Origin of the sequence: Thalassotalea piscium, assembly GCF_030295935.1 — a bacterium.
Taxonomy (GTDB): Bacteria; Pseudomonadota; Gammaproteobacteria; order Enterobacterales; family Alteromonadaceae; genus Thalassotalea_B; species Thalassotalea_B piscium.
In genome coordinates, this window is the sequence record NZ_AP027362.1 from 321,698 (window position 1) to 335,961 (window position 14,264).

13 protein-coding genes are annotated in these 14,264 nt (G+C 38.3%); 3 read left to right on the plus strand and 10 right to left on the minus strand.

Features of this window, described 5'->3' with window-relative positions:
* Positions 1-178 precede the first annotated feature (178 nt).
* On the minus strand, positions 179-1,279 hold the full coding sequence (locus QUD79_RS01305) for a M28 family metallopeptidase (RefSeq protein ID WP_184425527.1): 1,101 nt from the start codon (positions 1,277-1,279) through the stop codon (positions 179-181).
* Between the two features lie 105 nt (positions 1,280-1,384).
* Between QUD79_RS01305 and QUD79_RS01310 the strand changes: the two genes are divergently transcribed.
* The 3 genes from QUD79_RS01310 (at position 1,385) to QUD79_RS01320 (ending at position 3,624) form a co-directional block, all read left to right on the plus strand.
* Complete coding sequence (locus QUD79_RS01310; RefSeq protein ID WP_184425577.1) at positions 1,385-1,942, plus strand: glutathione peroxidase; 558 nt, start codon at positions 1,385-1,387, stop codon at positions 1,940-1,942.
* Positions 1,942-3,075: an MltA domain-containing protein gene (locus tag QUD79_RS01315; protein ID WP_184425529.1), complete on the plus strand. Its 1,134-nt coding sequence runs from the start codon at positions 1,942-1,944 to the stop codon at positions 3,073-3,075. The genes QUD79_RS01310 and QUD79_RS01315 overlap by 1 nt, the downstream gene beginning before the upstream one ends.
* An 87-nt stretch (positions 3,076-3,162) precedes the next feature.
* Complete coding sequence (locus QUD79_RS01320; RefSeq protein WP_184425531.1) at positions 3,163-3,624, plus strand: RNA methyltransferase; 462 nt, start codon at positions 3,163-3,165, stop codon at positions 3,622-3,624.
* Positions 3,625-3,654: 30 nt separating this feature from the next.
* On the opposite strand, the gene QUD79_RS01325 is transcribed toward QUD79_RS01320, so the two are convergent.
* The 9 genes from QUD79_RS01325 to QUD79_RS01365 all read right to left on the minus strand — a co-directional run bounded on the left by QUD79_RS01325 (position 3,655) and on the right by QUD79_RS01365 (position 14,106).
* Complete coding sequence (locus QUD79_RS01325) at positions 3,655-5,586, minus strand: polysaccharide biosynthesis protein (RefSeq protein ID WP_184425533.1); 1,932 nt, start codon at positions 5,584-5,586, stop codon at positions 3,655-3,657.
* Between the two features lie 66 nt (positions 5,587-5,652).
* Positions 5,653-6,834 (minus strand): DegT/DnrJ/EryC1/StrS family aminotransferase, encoded by a 1,182-nt coding sequence (locus QUD79_RS01330; RefSeq protein WP_184425535.1) that lies wholly within the window; start codon positions 6,832-6,834, stop codon positions 5,653-5,655.
* Positions 6,835-6,846: 12 nt separating this feature from the next.
* A complete protein-coding gene (locus QUD79_RS01335; RefSeq protein WP_184425537.1) occupies positions 6,847-7,488 on the minus strand; it encodes an acetyltransferase in 642 nt (213 codons plus the stop codon).
* Positions 7,481-8,080 (minus strand): sugar transferase, encoded by a 600-nt coding sequence (locus QUD79_RS01340; RefSeq protein WP_184425539.1) that lies wholly within the window; start codon positions 8,078-8,080, stop codon positions 7,481-7,483. Before QUD79_RS01340 ends, QUD79_RS01335 begins: the two co-directional genes overlap by 8 nt.
* Positions 8,073-9,233, minus strand: coding sequence for a glycosyltransferase family 4 protein (locus QUD79_RS01345; RefSeq protein ID WP_184425541.1), 1,161 nt, complete (start codon positions 9,231-9,233; stop codon positions 8,073-8,075). The genes QUD79_RS01340 and QUD79_RS01345 overlap by 8 nt, the downstream gene beginning before the upstream one ends.
* A complete protein-coding gene (locus QUD79_RS01350; protein WP_184425543.1) occupies positions 9,230-10,393 on the minus strand; it encodes a glycosyltransferase family 4 protein in 1,164 nt (387 codons plus the stop codon). The genes QUD79_RS01345 and QUD79_RS01350 overlap by 4 nt, the downstream gene beginning before the upstream one ends.
* Before the next feature lie 5 nt (positions 10,394-10,398).
* The gene (gene wzy, locus QUD79_RS01355; RefSeq protein WP_184425545.1) at positions 10,399-11,751 is read right to left on the minus strand and encodes an O-antigen polysaccharide polymerase Wzy; all 1,353 of its coding nucleotides are present in this window, start codon (positions 11,749-11,751) and stop codon (positions 10,399-10,401) included.
* Positions 11,735-12,832 carry a glycosyltransferase gene (locus tag QUD79_RS01360; protein WP_184425547.1) on the minus strand — a complete coding sequence of 366 codons (1,098 nt, stop codon included), beginning with the start codon at positions 12,830-12,832 and terminating at the stop codon, positions 11,735-11,737. The genes wzy and QUD79_RS01360 overlap by 17 nt, the downstream gene beginning before the upstream one ends.
* The gene (locus QUD79_RS01365; RefSeq protein ID WP_184425549.1) at positions 12,829-14,106 is read right to left on the minus strand and encodes a lipopolysaccharide biosynthesis protein; all 1,278 of its coding nucleotides are present in this window, start codon (positions 14,104-14,106) and stop codon (positions 12,829-12,831) included. Before QUD79_RS01365 ends, QUD79_RS01360 begins: the two co-directional genes overlap by 4 nt.
* Between the last annotated feature and the right edge of the window lie 158 nt (positions 14,107-14,264).

Here is a 14,264-nt window from a genome sequence, read left to right on the forward strand (position 1 = left end):
ATCATGGGTAACAGTTTACCCAAGTGAGTGTAGTCAATAATGTAAGAGAGTGCTTTAAAATAACAGTTAAGCACGCCTTAGTTATACTAATTTTATTTGAGATTATTTGTCGGTAACTTCATTGTTATACGTTTTTTAACCTCAAAAGGATGACAAGTACTGCCAAATAAATTGTTCATTATTTGTCGGTAGTATTTACCACCTTAAATGTACTTAAAAACTCAACTAATACTTTAACAGTGGCTGTTAATTGTTGAGTAATGCGTTGTGGAAACAACTGTTCCATAGTGCTTAACTGGTCAAACTCTTTATGCCAAATATGGCCCCACTTGGTTTCTTTTTTACGATCACAGGCAGAGTGTGTTTCACTGTCAAAGCAGTCCCATAAGGCTGAATGTTCGCTTTGCGAATAGCCATCGTAACCGTCTTTACCGTTAATAGAAAAGTTAGTAGTTTCAATATACGCAATAGGTACGCCTGAACAGGCGAAAGGTGCATGATCAGACCATGAGCCTGTTACACCTTCAGGGTAGCCTTCGTAAGCAGGGTGAATAATATATTGTTGTTTTGGCTCAATCAGCTGTTTTGAGATATTGAACAACGCGTCTCTGATATGAGCTTCACTGTTATAACTTCCAGAAATGTCACCACATCGATAAGGTGTAGTATGGGCGCTATGTACATAGAGGTAGTCGCCACCAGCTATGGTGTCTAGGTTGATCATTGCTAAAATATTATTTGTCGATTCTTGCGTGTCGATCAGCGTTTTAACGTAATGTTTAGCGCCGAGTATACCTGCCTCTTCAGCACCTAAAGCAATAAAACGTACGTTATAAGGCAACGCTTTTTTATTTGCTAATAGTTCAGCTACCGTCAACATTGCTGCAAGGCCGGTAGCGTTATCAATAGCGCCCTGAGAACCAAGTGCTTCACCTGTTGAGTCAAGGTGAGCTGCAAGTATTAGGGTGTATTTTTTATCTATATTGAGATCAGCAATAACATTGGCTGAAACTAATTCGTTTTTAGGCAGTGTAAAAGGCTGTACACTTACCACTAGCCCCATTGCTTTAAAACGGTTTTCGACATAATTAATAGTTTCTTGCTCTTTAGCACTACCTGCTTCACGAGCGCCAATACCTTTAATTGGATCAGCAATGGCTTGCAGGTGCTGATTAACAATAGTGCTAATGTTTTTATCATTATTAGTGGTACTGTGAACCGTAAACGTAGTAAAAGCGTATAATATGATGGCTGAACAGGTCAGTTTTATTTTGAACATATATTTATCAATAGTTTAAATTGGCTAATAGCCAAGTAATGTATAACATATCGAGATATTATTCGATCTAAACTCACAGAATTTACTTAAAAAATTAGGATCATGATGAAAAAATTAATCTGCATATTCACATTATTATTACTGCCAAGCATAACGGCCTCAGCAGCAAGTTGTCCTGACTACTTAGATGTTACTTTAAAAAAACTACATTCTTCTGAACAAGTAAATTTATGTGAGTTAGCTCAGAATAAACCCGTGTTAATTGTTAATACGGCTAGCAACTGTGGCTTTACACATCATTTTGAAGGTTTAGAAGCTATTCACGAAAAATATCAAGATAAAGGCCTTGTGGTTATTGGCTTTCCGTCAAATGACTTTTTTCAAGAAGAAAGTGACGAAAAAGATACAGCAAAAGTATGTTTTGTTAATTATGGTGTAACCTTTACCATGTTAGCTCCAAGTGCGGTCAGAGGAAGTGACGTTAATAGCGTATTTAAGTTCTTAGGGGATAAGTCATCGTCTCCTAAATGGAATTTTTATAAATATTTAATAGACGGCAAAGGTGAAAAAGTAACGTCGTTTAGTCCAAAAACTAATCCTGACGATCCTGAATTTATTGAAGCAATAGAGTTGTTAATTAACAAAGATGCCAGTAACACTTAATGATTTTTGCTAATGCTTTAAAACCCAAGTACCTACTTAAACAGTTAATAGGCTACAGTGCTATTCTATTATTGTTAAGCTTTACGATGGTAACACGAGCTGAATTTATTCTAGATTCAAACCCTAGTATAAGTGCTGACATGCCGTTTAATGCTGAATCTTTGTGTCGAGTCGCTAACAATACACAAGCATACTTAACAAAGTACCAAGATGATACGTTTGCGGTACATGCAGGCGAAAATATAATTAAAGGCCTAACGCTTTCGCGGGTGCAAGAAACGTTAGTCTTTATGTGTAAACCTGAAAATAAAAGTAAGTTAAACCAAGGTGAATTTCTTAAACAACATTTTGATTTTTATCGTTGGTACCCTGAAAAAAAACAAGCTAATGTTTTTGCGCAAAAAAGTACTAACAAAGTTAAAACAAGGTTGTTAACTAATATCCCTAAAGATCAAATTTTGCTCACTAAGTATTACACTAAACTGTTAAATGCTAGCAGTGTTAAAACAGCAGTGTATGATCAGGCGTTATATGCTTTGCCTTTTGACGAACAAGCCCTAACGTTGGCTGAAGCTGATGCAAAAGGCAATCAACTCACTCGATTTAAGTATACTCGCCAAGAGGTTATTGCAGGTAAGTTACTCAATAATAAACTAGCTAAACCGTTAATTTGGTTAACAGAAGATGCGTTACACGATGTGTTGTTACAAGGTACAGGTGTAATGAATGTTGACGGTAAAGTGCGATATTTTAATGTGCACCGTAACAATGGTATTGCTTATAACTACGCTATTGGAAAGAAAGAGCAAGCGCGTTATTGGTATTTTGCAGAAGTGCCTAGTGTCCTCGGTTATGGTAAAACCATTGATGCCAAAATAGCACTTGAGTCTGACGTTGCTTTTGCAGGCAATGTTAAGTCACTCGGCTTAGGTAAACTGTTTTTAATTAACCACGCAGTAGACGGAGTAACTCAAGGAGCTCTTGGGGTGTTAGCGGATCAAGGTGGCGCATTTGATAACAATTTATTTCAATTGGATTGGCTAAAAGGTAGTTATTACGGTTGGAAAGACTATTACGAAGCCAATAAGCATTTATCTGACTATGCAAGCGCATGGTTGTTATTAAAAAAATAGTGCCTGTTTTAGTCAGTAGAAATAATCACATAGTTAGTGATATTGATATCATACTAAAATTGGCTCGTTAAAGTGGTATAAGTAAAAATGGCACGTTTGAAGCAAACTTATCAGCAGAACGGTTTTTTCGGTATTGGTATTGTTAATAGTCATGATGAGTTAAATATTGGTACTTTGTGGCGCACTGCATATATTATGGGCGCGGCATTTATTTTTACGGTTGAACGAAAATATAAAAAGCAAACGTCTGATGTGGTTAATGCTTGGCAAAAAATTCCACTGTACCACTACGACACTATTGAAGCGCTAAAGCAAAATTTACCTTATGACACCCCACTAATAGCCGTTGAACTAAATGATGATGCGATTGAACTTGCCGAGTATCAACACCCTAACCGAGCCGTATACTTGCTCGGTAATGAACAGAGTGGCTTAACTAGAGAAACACTTAGCCAATGTCATCAAACAGTTAAGCTACCGGGTACATTTAGTTTAAATGTAGCGGTAGCCGGTAGTATTGTTATCTATGACAGGGTAAGTAAGCAATAACTTAAGTTTTATATTTTAATTGATATGAGCTCAAGGCAAAATCGGCTCAAGGGTATTATCTAACTCATTAGACTTATCAACAGACGGCTTATCTTCTTTGTTTGAAGTATGAGTTTCTGGCTGATATTCGAGTGGAGCGTTTAAAAGTATTTGTTTGAGTTTGCCTACATCTTCAGCACGCATTGCGTCATTTAAGTCATTAAGAATAACATTCACTTCAGGCCAGCTCAGTGAGCGTTCATTAGCTGTGAGTATTCGCTTGTGTGCTGTGGGCTCAGCATGATCGTCAATTAATAGCTCTTCATACAATTTCTCACCAGGGCGTAAACCACTGTAGTTTATTTCAATATCACCATCTGGGTTTTCATCATTTTTAACAGTAAGCCCCATTAAATGTGTCATTTTTTTCGCTAGATCAACAATTTTAACGGGTTTACCCATGTCGAGCACGAAAACATCACCGCCTTTACCCATAGCCCCAGCTTGAATAACTAATTGAGCCGCTTCAGGGATAGTCATAAAGTAACGAATAATATCTGGATGAGTAACCGTAATAGGGCCGCCTTTTTTAATTTGCCGTCTAAACAAAGGCACTACTGAACCAGAGGAACCAAGCACGTTACCAAAACGCACCATAACAAATCGTGTGTTGTGGTCTCGTGGGGCTAACGATTGCAGTACAAGTTCAGCCATGCGCTTTGTTGCCCCCATCACGTTGGTTGGTCGTACTGCTTTGTCTGTTGAAATAAGTACAAAGGTTTCTACGTCGCAATATATAGCGGCTTGTGCAATTTCATAGGTGCCCATTATATTATTAGAAATACCAGCGATAACATTGCCTTCTACTAAAGGTACGTGTTTATAGGCAGCCGCATGATAAATAGTTTGTACAGTGTGTGTATGAAAAATAGAACTCATTAGTATGCCATTTTGAACGTTACCAATAAGCGGCACTAACGGTATATCGACATTAAGCTCATTGATATAAACATTCAGCTCTTGATTAATCTCATAAAGAAATGCTTCGCTGACATCAAGTAAAACAAGTTTACTCGGGCCTTGCTTAATTATTTGGCGACAAAGTTCTTTACCAATAGAGCCACCAGCACCAGATACCATAACCACTTTATCTTTTATATTGGCATGCATTAATTCAGCTACGGGTGTTACTGGCTCTCGCCCTAATAATTCATCTACTGAGACTTCACGTAACTGATCTATTTTTTGTTTACCTGAAACAATGTCAGCCATACTTGGGATAGACAATAATTCAATGGCATGGGGTTCAAAAGTGGCAATAATTTCTTTGAGGCGAACAGGGCCAACATGTGAAAGTGCGATAAGTATTTTAAAGTTGCCATAGCGCTTAATTAATTTCCCTATATTATTGGCTGAATATACTTTAATGCCAAGCAACTCGCGGCCATGGTAGCGACTTTTCTCATCGATAAATGCTACGGGCTGGTACGTGCTTGCAGAGGTTAATGCACTTGCAAGTTGTTGGCCTGTTTTACCCGCACCATAAATAACAACAGCGGTGCGTTTATCAAACCAATGTTTACCGAGCATTAAGCCAAAGCCTGCTCGAGCGCCAGCAATTAAAATACTGCTGATAACAAAGAACACTATCGGAACTGAGCGTGGTAAAAAGGCATCGTAAAGTATGCCAGATAAGTAAAATATTATACTGGCGAGTCCGAGTAATAATAAGGTTTTAAGTGTTGCCTTTGCATTAAAATATCGAATAACCGTTCGGTAGGTGCCAAAAAAGTAAAAAAGCAGCATAGTGCTAAGTGAAACGGTAATAAATACTGACCACTCTGCTTGATTAAATTCAAGATTCGAGACACCGAGGCGAATAAAGTAGGCGAGAAAAAATGCAAAACCTAAAGAAAATAAGTCGTAAGCTAGTAAAACGAATAGCTTTACTGAGCGGGGGATCAAATCAATTTTTCTGATCATAGTTGTGCCTTTTAAAGGTTCTAATTATTATTTTTATTTACATTTTTTTAACTATACTAACAGCTTTTAGGCTGTTGTTTGTATTTCTTTAAATAATTTCCCTATTACTTGGCAGACTTGGTCTACTTCATGTTGCTTCAGACTTGGGTGCACTAAAAACATTAAACTGGTTTCACCTAGTTGTTGGGCGTTTGTTAATGGTGTTTCAGGCTTAAAGTGCTGGTTATCGAATGCTTTTTCTAAATAAACTTCAGAGCAACTACCCGAGAAGCATGGTACTCCTTGTTCATTAAGTGCAGATATTATTGTGTCACGACTCCATTGCTGAGGTAATTGTGCTAGATCAACAAAGGCATAACATTTGTAAAAAGCGTGTGCTATATATTCAGGGATTTCTGGTACATAAATAAAATTGAATTCTTGGCAAGTTGTTAAAATTTGCTTTGCATAATGATTACGTTGTTTAAACCAGTGTGGCATTTGTTGTATTTGAATTCTACCAATAGCAGATTGCATTTCGGTAATACGCCAATTAGTACCAAAAGATTCATGTAGCCAACGGTAGCCTGGCGGATGTTCCTTTTCGTAAACAGCGGCATAAGATTTACCATGATCTTTAAATGCCCATGCTTTACGCCAAAGTTGTTCGTCATTGGTGGTGAGCATGCCTCCTTCGCCACCGGTTGTCATAATTTTGTCTTGGCAAAAAGACCAAGCACCTACATGGCCAATACTACCAACTGGACGCCCTTTATATTTAGCACCGTGTGCCTGTGCACAGTCTTCAATTACTAATAGATTGTTAGTTTTTGCTAAGCTCATGATGTCGTCCATTTCACAAGGCCAACCGGCCAAATGCACACATATAATCGCTTTAGTTTTACTGGTAAGTACGGGCTTAATGGTTGCGGCACTAATATTTTGGCTGTCTAACTCTACATCAGCAAAAACGGGTGTTGCGCCTGCATTTATAATTGAGCTAATGCTAGCAATAAAGGTGCGTGAGGTGACAATAACTTCATCGCCTTTACCAATCCCTAATCCATGAAGTGCTAAATCAAGTGCTAACGTGCCATTTGCAAGCGCAATAGCATATTTACAGTCAACAAAGTTGGCAAACTCTTGTTCAAACTGACGGCCTTCTTGTCCTGTCCAGTAATTTACCTTATTTGAGCGTAATACCGCACTAACAGCGTCTACTTCTTGTTCTGAAAAACAAGGCCATGGAGATAATTGAGTATTTAGCACGTTCGTTCCTACCTAAAGAGTTCTGATATACTTTGCCGGGTTGCCGACGTAAAGTGAGTTTTTTTCTGTATTATTAATCACTACTGCACCAGCACCTATTTGGGTGTTAGGTGCAATGGTTAAGCATTCTATGATGGTTGAATTTATACCTAGCCAAGATAAATCGCCAATGGTTATGCCGCCTGCTAGCGCTGCATTGGGTGAGATATGAACAAACTCGCCAATAACGCAGTCATGCTCAATTGTTGAGCCTGTGTTTATAATACAACCCTCACCCACATTTGCACCAATATTTATTGTAGTATTTGCACAAACTACCGAACCAAGCCCAATAGTAGCCCGAGTACTGATAACGCTATGAGGATGAATAACTGAAACAATAGTTGCGTTAGCGCTTTTTAATTGACTTTGAATTGTTTGACGAAGTTTATTATTACCAAAGGCGACAACAAATACTGCTTCATTAAGGTATTGGCCAAACTCACTGACTTTACCAATAATTGGCCAAATCGCATTTTCTTTACGCTGAGGATAACAATCATCTAAAAAGGCAATTTCTTGGTATTTACCAGTAGTGAATGCGCAATCAGCGACTACTCGACCGTGGCCACCCGCGCCAATTATTATAAGTTTACTCTTCGTTGTGTCAGTCATCTTGTTTGCCTGTAAATTTTGTCATTGTTGCTTGACCCGCTGCATTAATATCCGCTTGAGCAAATACTTTTTTTACGGTCAATAATAAAATTTTTATATCTAACCAAAAGCTTTGATTATTGACATACCAAACATCGAGCTTAAATTTTTCGTTCCAGCTGATAGCGTTACGCCCATTAACTTGTGCCCAGCCTGTGATCCCAGGTTTTACCTTATGGCGCTGTGCTTGTTCAGCTGAATATAAAGGTAGGTATTCAATTAACAGAGGGCGGGGCCCAACTAAGCTCATATGACCTACGAGTACGTTCCATAAACCAGGTAGTTCATCAATACTGGTTTTTCGAATAAATTTACCAAAAGATGTTAAACGCTCACTATCGGGTAATAACTCGCCGGCAGTATTTTTTTCATCTGTCATTGAGCGAAATTTTATCATATTAAATATTTGATCATCTTTGCCTGGGCGTGGTTGTGTATATATTACAGGTCGGCAATGAGAAGCAAAGAGAATAATGGCGGTAACTATCATTACTGGAGCAAGTAGAAAAAGTAAAATTAATGCGCAAGTAAAATCGAATAATCGCTTAATCATTACTGACCCCCAATTCATTGTCACTTAATAGCTTTGTATAATAGTTTGCAACATCTTGTGCGTTGTTTCTAACATCAAACATTTGTTGTGCTAAAGCTCGGCCTTGTTTTGCGAGTGTATCTCTTGTTGTTTTGTCTTCCAGTGCGATAAGTAGTGTGCTTGCTAATGCTTGTGGATCTTTTGCTGGTGTAAGCCAACCGGTAACATTTGGTTTTACCAGATCAGGAAAACCGCCGACATCACTTGAAATTGTAGGACATTGACAAAATAATGACTCTACGGCGCCGCCAACGTTCTCTGAGTGAGAAGGGTGAACAGCTAGAGTAAAGTCGCCGTATAATTGTTGAATATCGCGGCGTAAGCCTAAAAAATAATACCGACCATAGCGTTTGTTTTTTGCATATTCTATTACCTCATTCATATAATCTTGGCAGCCCGCCCATGGCCCACCAACAAAAACTCCCACAATGTCTTTTTGTGTTTTTGAGGCGATATCTATGGCATCTATTAAATCTTCGTGCCCTTTTAAGCCACGCTTTTGTCCCAAGTGTTTTTTAGGGGCATAAAAGTACGCAACATTTCCTATAATTTTCGTGTCAGGTGAAAGCTCAAGTGCTTGATGTAACTTTGCACTAAGCCCAATTTTAAAGTCGTTAATATCTACACCGTAATATACTAACCCTATTCTTTTTTTATCAACGCCAAAACGTTGATATGCCTTTGCTGTCCAGCGACATGAGGCTAACCAGTAATCGGCATTGCCGGCGGTGAAAAGCTCTACATTTCTAAATAGTTTATGCTCTAAATGTAATGGCCCTGGTACATGAAATATCCGTTTAATTGGATGGTTTTTACCTAAAGCTAAGCGCATTGTTAACGTGGTTGCAACAAAATGGCTATGGATAATATCTGGCTTTACCTGCTCAACCAGTTGTTTAAACTGCTTAAAAAGCGCGATATTTTTCCAAGGTGTTTTTACATAAATTCCGGTTTGTAACAGGTGAGTATGCACACCAACTGCTTGGTACTCTTTTACCAAAGGGCCGTCAGGTAAAGCAACATGAACTTCAATACCTAGTTTAACGAGTTCTCGTAATTGACGTAACGCCCAAGTAGCGCCAGTAGAGGTTTTTAGTAGGTGTAATACTTTCATGAATTAAGGTCTTTTAATTTCTGATAAAAATCGGTTCTTCTTTGGGTAAGTACACCTTCTTGATAATCATTTGACGCGGCTAAGTTGATAGTCGATTGGGCGGTCAGTAATTGGGTGTTGTTACATAAAGTGTTTAGTGCCATATACAATGCATTAATATCGTTAATAGGTACACAAAAATCTGGTGCCAATAGTTCTGGAATACCTCCGGCAACACTACCTACGCATGGTAATCCCTGTGCCATGGCCTCGATCATTGCTCTTGGTAACCCTTCAGTTCGCGACGGTAATACAAACACTTCAGCGTGCTGTAAATAACTAAGTACTTGTTGGTGATTAACTTCCCCAGTAAAGGTAATGTTATGTTGAATCTCCAATGCTTGTGCTAATTGTTCGAGCATCAATTGATGTACGCCGGTGCCAATTACCGTTAGGTGAAAATTGCAGTCTCTTTTGACGAGTTTGGCGAAGGCTTTAAATAGAATGTCGGGTGCTTTGTAGAGTTGATTGAGCGATCCAATAAACACTAATTTTCGAGCCGGGTAGGTATATACGCGCGGTTTTTGGCTAAAATATTTTTCGTTTAACTGTAATGAAGAATAATGGCTAGTAATGGCATGTGCTGCACTCGGGTATTTTTGCTGTAAGTAATGCTGCGTAACATAACTAACTCCCACCGCCCGTTGGCATTGTTTTTTTAATGTACGTTTACTGAAGTAACCCAGTATAGGTGCTAGCATTTTACCACCCACCCCTGAAGAAAATACATCTTCAGGGTCGCCAACCACTTCTAGCGCATACGTTCGCTGGCGTGGTAAAAGGCTAGTAAGAATACTGGCCGTTTGCGAAGGAACTCTAAATAAAAACATTCCTTCAAGTTTTGTTGCTGCTTTTAATCGTAATATTAGTTTAGGTAGTCTTTTAATTAATCCGAAAAGACCTTGGTATTCAGGCAAGTTAAAAAAAGACACTGACTTGCCACTAGAAGGTCTCCATTGAGCTTGAGCTTTGGCAACATTTTTCACTCGAGCAATTACAATAACACTTTCAAAACAGTTTAGATAACGCTGCCAAAAATCGTAACTAAACGAGGATGTTGTCCAAACTTGTTTATCTGGTGTTTGATAAAAATGAAATTCACAACTAATAATTAAGTTCATAAAGATTAAGTGTCCACTTTGACTTTCGCCAGTTGTAAGATAATAAAAGCGAGTACTAAGCCAATAAAAATTTGTACAGGAATAAAAGCAAAACTATTTCGGATCATCACAAATAGCGGGATAATAGCTACGCCAATTAATATGTCTGATCGCAGCGTTGACGAGATACGGTCGAGCTTGGCAAATAAACCACCTAAAACAAGTGACATTATAATAATGCCTTTTTCACCGAAATTAGCATACGCTTCTGCGACGGGAGAAAAACCAATGGGGCCTGCTTTTTCCATCACCACTACGTTTAACAACCGTTTATCTTGCAACGAAGGTAATCTTTCAATCGGTAAGAATAAAGCTAACTGCCGCTCTATTGGAGCCCAATAACTTTCACCGTTTAATAATTCGAAACCAGTATTACGCCATGTGATCACTTCTTCAATTGCTCTTAAGCTACTGCCCATTTCAGCAATAGCATTGAGTGGGTTGATATTATCAACTGAAGAATAGTCGCCAGAGATACGTGCATTTTTGACGATAATGGTGGCAAATAACATAAGCGTTACTGCAAGAAAAAGTTTATGTGTTTTTAATGGAATTCGCCTTCTTCCCAGTATTGCAGCAGTTACAGCCGTTGGAAACATTACCTCACCCCGTAAGCCTACTTTAAAGGCTAGCAGTCCCCAAATGGCAAAAACAATAAAATAGGTATAACCAAAACCTTCACGATATGAAGCGGCAACAAAGACAATCGACATTCCAATAAAAAGGTAAATATAAACAAATATTAGTGTGATCAGTGGCGATTTTTTTACTATTTCAAGGTAAGCGCCATACGAGCTTAATGCCCCTGTGCCAAAGCCGATAGCGAAAAAAACTAACACCATAAAGAGTAACATTAACCCGCCAATATGGTGTAAGCGTTTAATGAGTTTACTATGTATGGTTTCTTGTGCTGGTACTGGGGCTTTTGAGAAAATAATAACGGTGATCGCATAAAGCACCATAGTATAATTAAAAAGGTAAATCGCTAAGCTGGTTTCTTGTAGAGGGTACCAATAGCGAATGGCTTTTAAAATGGCTTGATCGGTGATCATATCTATTGCAGATACAAAGACTAAACCACCATGAAATATACTAAAAGTAAAAAAGAAGAAGAAACTTATTGACCAAATACCTTTAGGAATTGCATAAATTAAAATAACGCTGATCACTAGCCAATTAAAAAGGGTAATCAGCTCTAAGGTATCGCGAGAAACTTGCACTATATTAAAATGAATAGGTATTAATATGAAGCCAATACTCGCGATAATAATAACATATAAAAGCTGATGGAACGGATTGATATTATTTATAGACAGCATATAAAGACTCAACGCACAGGGTTATATTAAAAGGGCTTTGCGTAAAGGCATGTTGGGCCTGTTGCTGTGATTCTTCTGTTTGCGCGAAGGCGTTAGTCAGCGCAGTTTCCCACGCACTAATTTCTGCTGTTAACGGCAGTTGCTTAACACAAGGCAGATACTGAGCAATTTCGTCTACGCCAGCGAGTGCGCTGGAAATTACAGGTAACCCAAGTGATGCCGCTTCGATTACAGCGCCAGGTAAACCTTCCCAAAGCGAGGGGAATAACATGGCATTAGCGTGCTGAATAAATGGATAAACATTCGCTTGTTCTTGAGCGAACAACACGTATTCAGTTAAATTTTCAGCCTCAAGACGTTCGAGTAATGCGTGTTTAACGGTTGTGTTTTCTTTCCCAACTAACACTAAGTAACAAGGTTGCTTTTTGAACAGAGCTATAAATACATCAATAATAAAACCATGGTTTTTAGGGGGATCCATTCGCGCAATATTTATTACCACAGGAAGGTCTTTAGTGAGCTTAAATTGATGCCAATACTCAGGCTGTTTTGTTGAAATTGGTGGGCGTTGTAAGCCATTATATATAACTCGACACCTTTTATCTTGTTGCCAATTATTCGACCAAAAAGCGTTTAATGCCGCATTACATACACCAATAATGTCGGTTGCAAACCAATCAATAAGTTGTTTAAAACACCTGTTTCTCATTTTTTTGACTAAGGATGTTTGCGCCGATACTTGGGTACTACGATAATGTGCAATCCGTTGTTTTACACCTGCAAGCCAAGCGATAAATAATATAACGCCTGATACATCAGCGACATGGCTGTGAACACAGTCAAAGTTGTGCTTTTTTAGTAATAAGAAAAAACGTAAAGGAAACAGCACGCCTAGACGACAATAATGTACTTTACTCTGCTGCGCGACTATACCTTGATCAAGCACCCCTTGCCGACCAGTTAATGCACAAAATTCAAGCGCGACCCCCTTTTTAGCTAATGGCGATAAAGTGTCCAAGGTTCTTAGTTCAGCGCCACCTCGGTTCATAATACCAAAAATATGTAGTACTTTTTTACTCATGGAGCAGCACTCTGTGTGTTAGAAATTGTTTGCCATTTTCTGACAAAAATAATGCTCATAACCAGCAGTTCAATAATACAGGCGATAACCATCGCAATACTTGCGCCTAATGTTCCATACATTGGCACTAACACTAAGCAGGCGATGGTTAAGCCTAGCGTGCCACTTCCATAAACTAAGGTTTGCTGATTAAAGCACTGCAGTACGTTTAATCCTGCACCAAGAAATATGTAACTGTAGCGAATTAAACTCGCAAAAATAATAAGCTGTAGTTCTGTAGTTAATTGGGCGATAGCGTCATTATAAATGAGGTTAAGCAACCAAGCGCCAATTGTTGAAGCAATGACAAGTCCAATAACACCAATGAGTACACCAAATACCATAAGTTTCTGAAGTAATTTTAGAAATCCTTGGTGCTGTCCAAGATTAAACAAGGATGACAGCTTAGGCGTTGCAGCCTGCGATAGACTATTAATTAAAATGCCACCGGCGACTAAAAAATAGCTAATTGCGGCAAACTGTCCAACTTCTGCCGTACCGCGATAATGCTCTAACGCATAATTGGGAATATAAACAAACATTGCACCAAAGGCGATTGAAATACCAATTGGCCAATATTGCTTATATAACTTAAGCGATGCTTGGATCTTTTTATAAGAAAAAACTGTGTTTTTAGCACTAAATTTGCGCTTTTCATTGCGTTTGATTAAACGAGCAACAATGGTTATGTCAATAAAGGCAAATAGGCAAGTGACTGATGCCCATGTAAAAAAGGTAATACTAATATTCTGAGTTAATATAGCCGAACCAAGTAAAGCTGAAATTGTAATGCCACTTCTCAGCGTTTGTGATATTGCCGCGTGACTAAATGCCTGCTGTTTGTGTAAGTAGCTATAACAAAGCTCTGAAATGCCATCAAAAACCTTAAAAATAACTACGCTAAATACTATCGCCAAGGATACCTCAGGCAATAGTAGTGGCACTAAAAAAAACAATAAAAATAGAATCCACAATTGCGCTAATAACCGAGTATGTAAGTACTGCTCAAAGGTATAGTTATTATGATAGTCAGTGACGATTAATGAACGTAACTTAAAGCTAAATAATAAGAAAAGAGGAGAAACTACAGACAGGGTTAGCACAAGTGACCCTAAAATATAATCATCAAATTGCTTAACAATTATCACAAGCAGAAGCCATTGGCTGGCAGCATGAGCTAAGTTAGCTATGGTTGTTAAACTGGTATGGCGAATGACCGTCAAGTTATTACCCATGACACCTTAATCTTTATTATTTTTATACCAACAGTTTTACCATATAAACCTTAGAGATTAAAATGTTATGCTTGTTTATCTAATGATTATGCTTGGCTGCCTGCTGTTTTAATATTTACATTTTGCATGAAGTAACAGAGCTTGCGATATAAATTGTT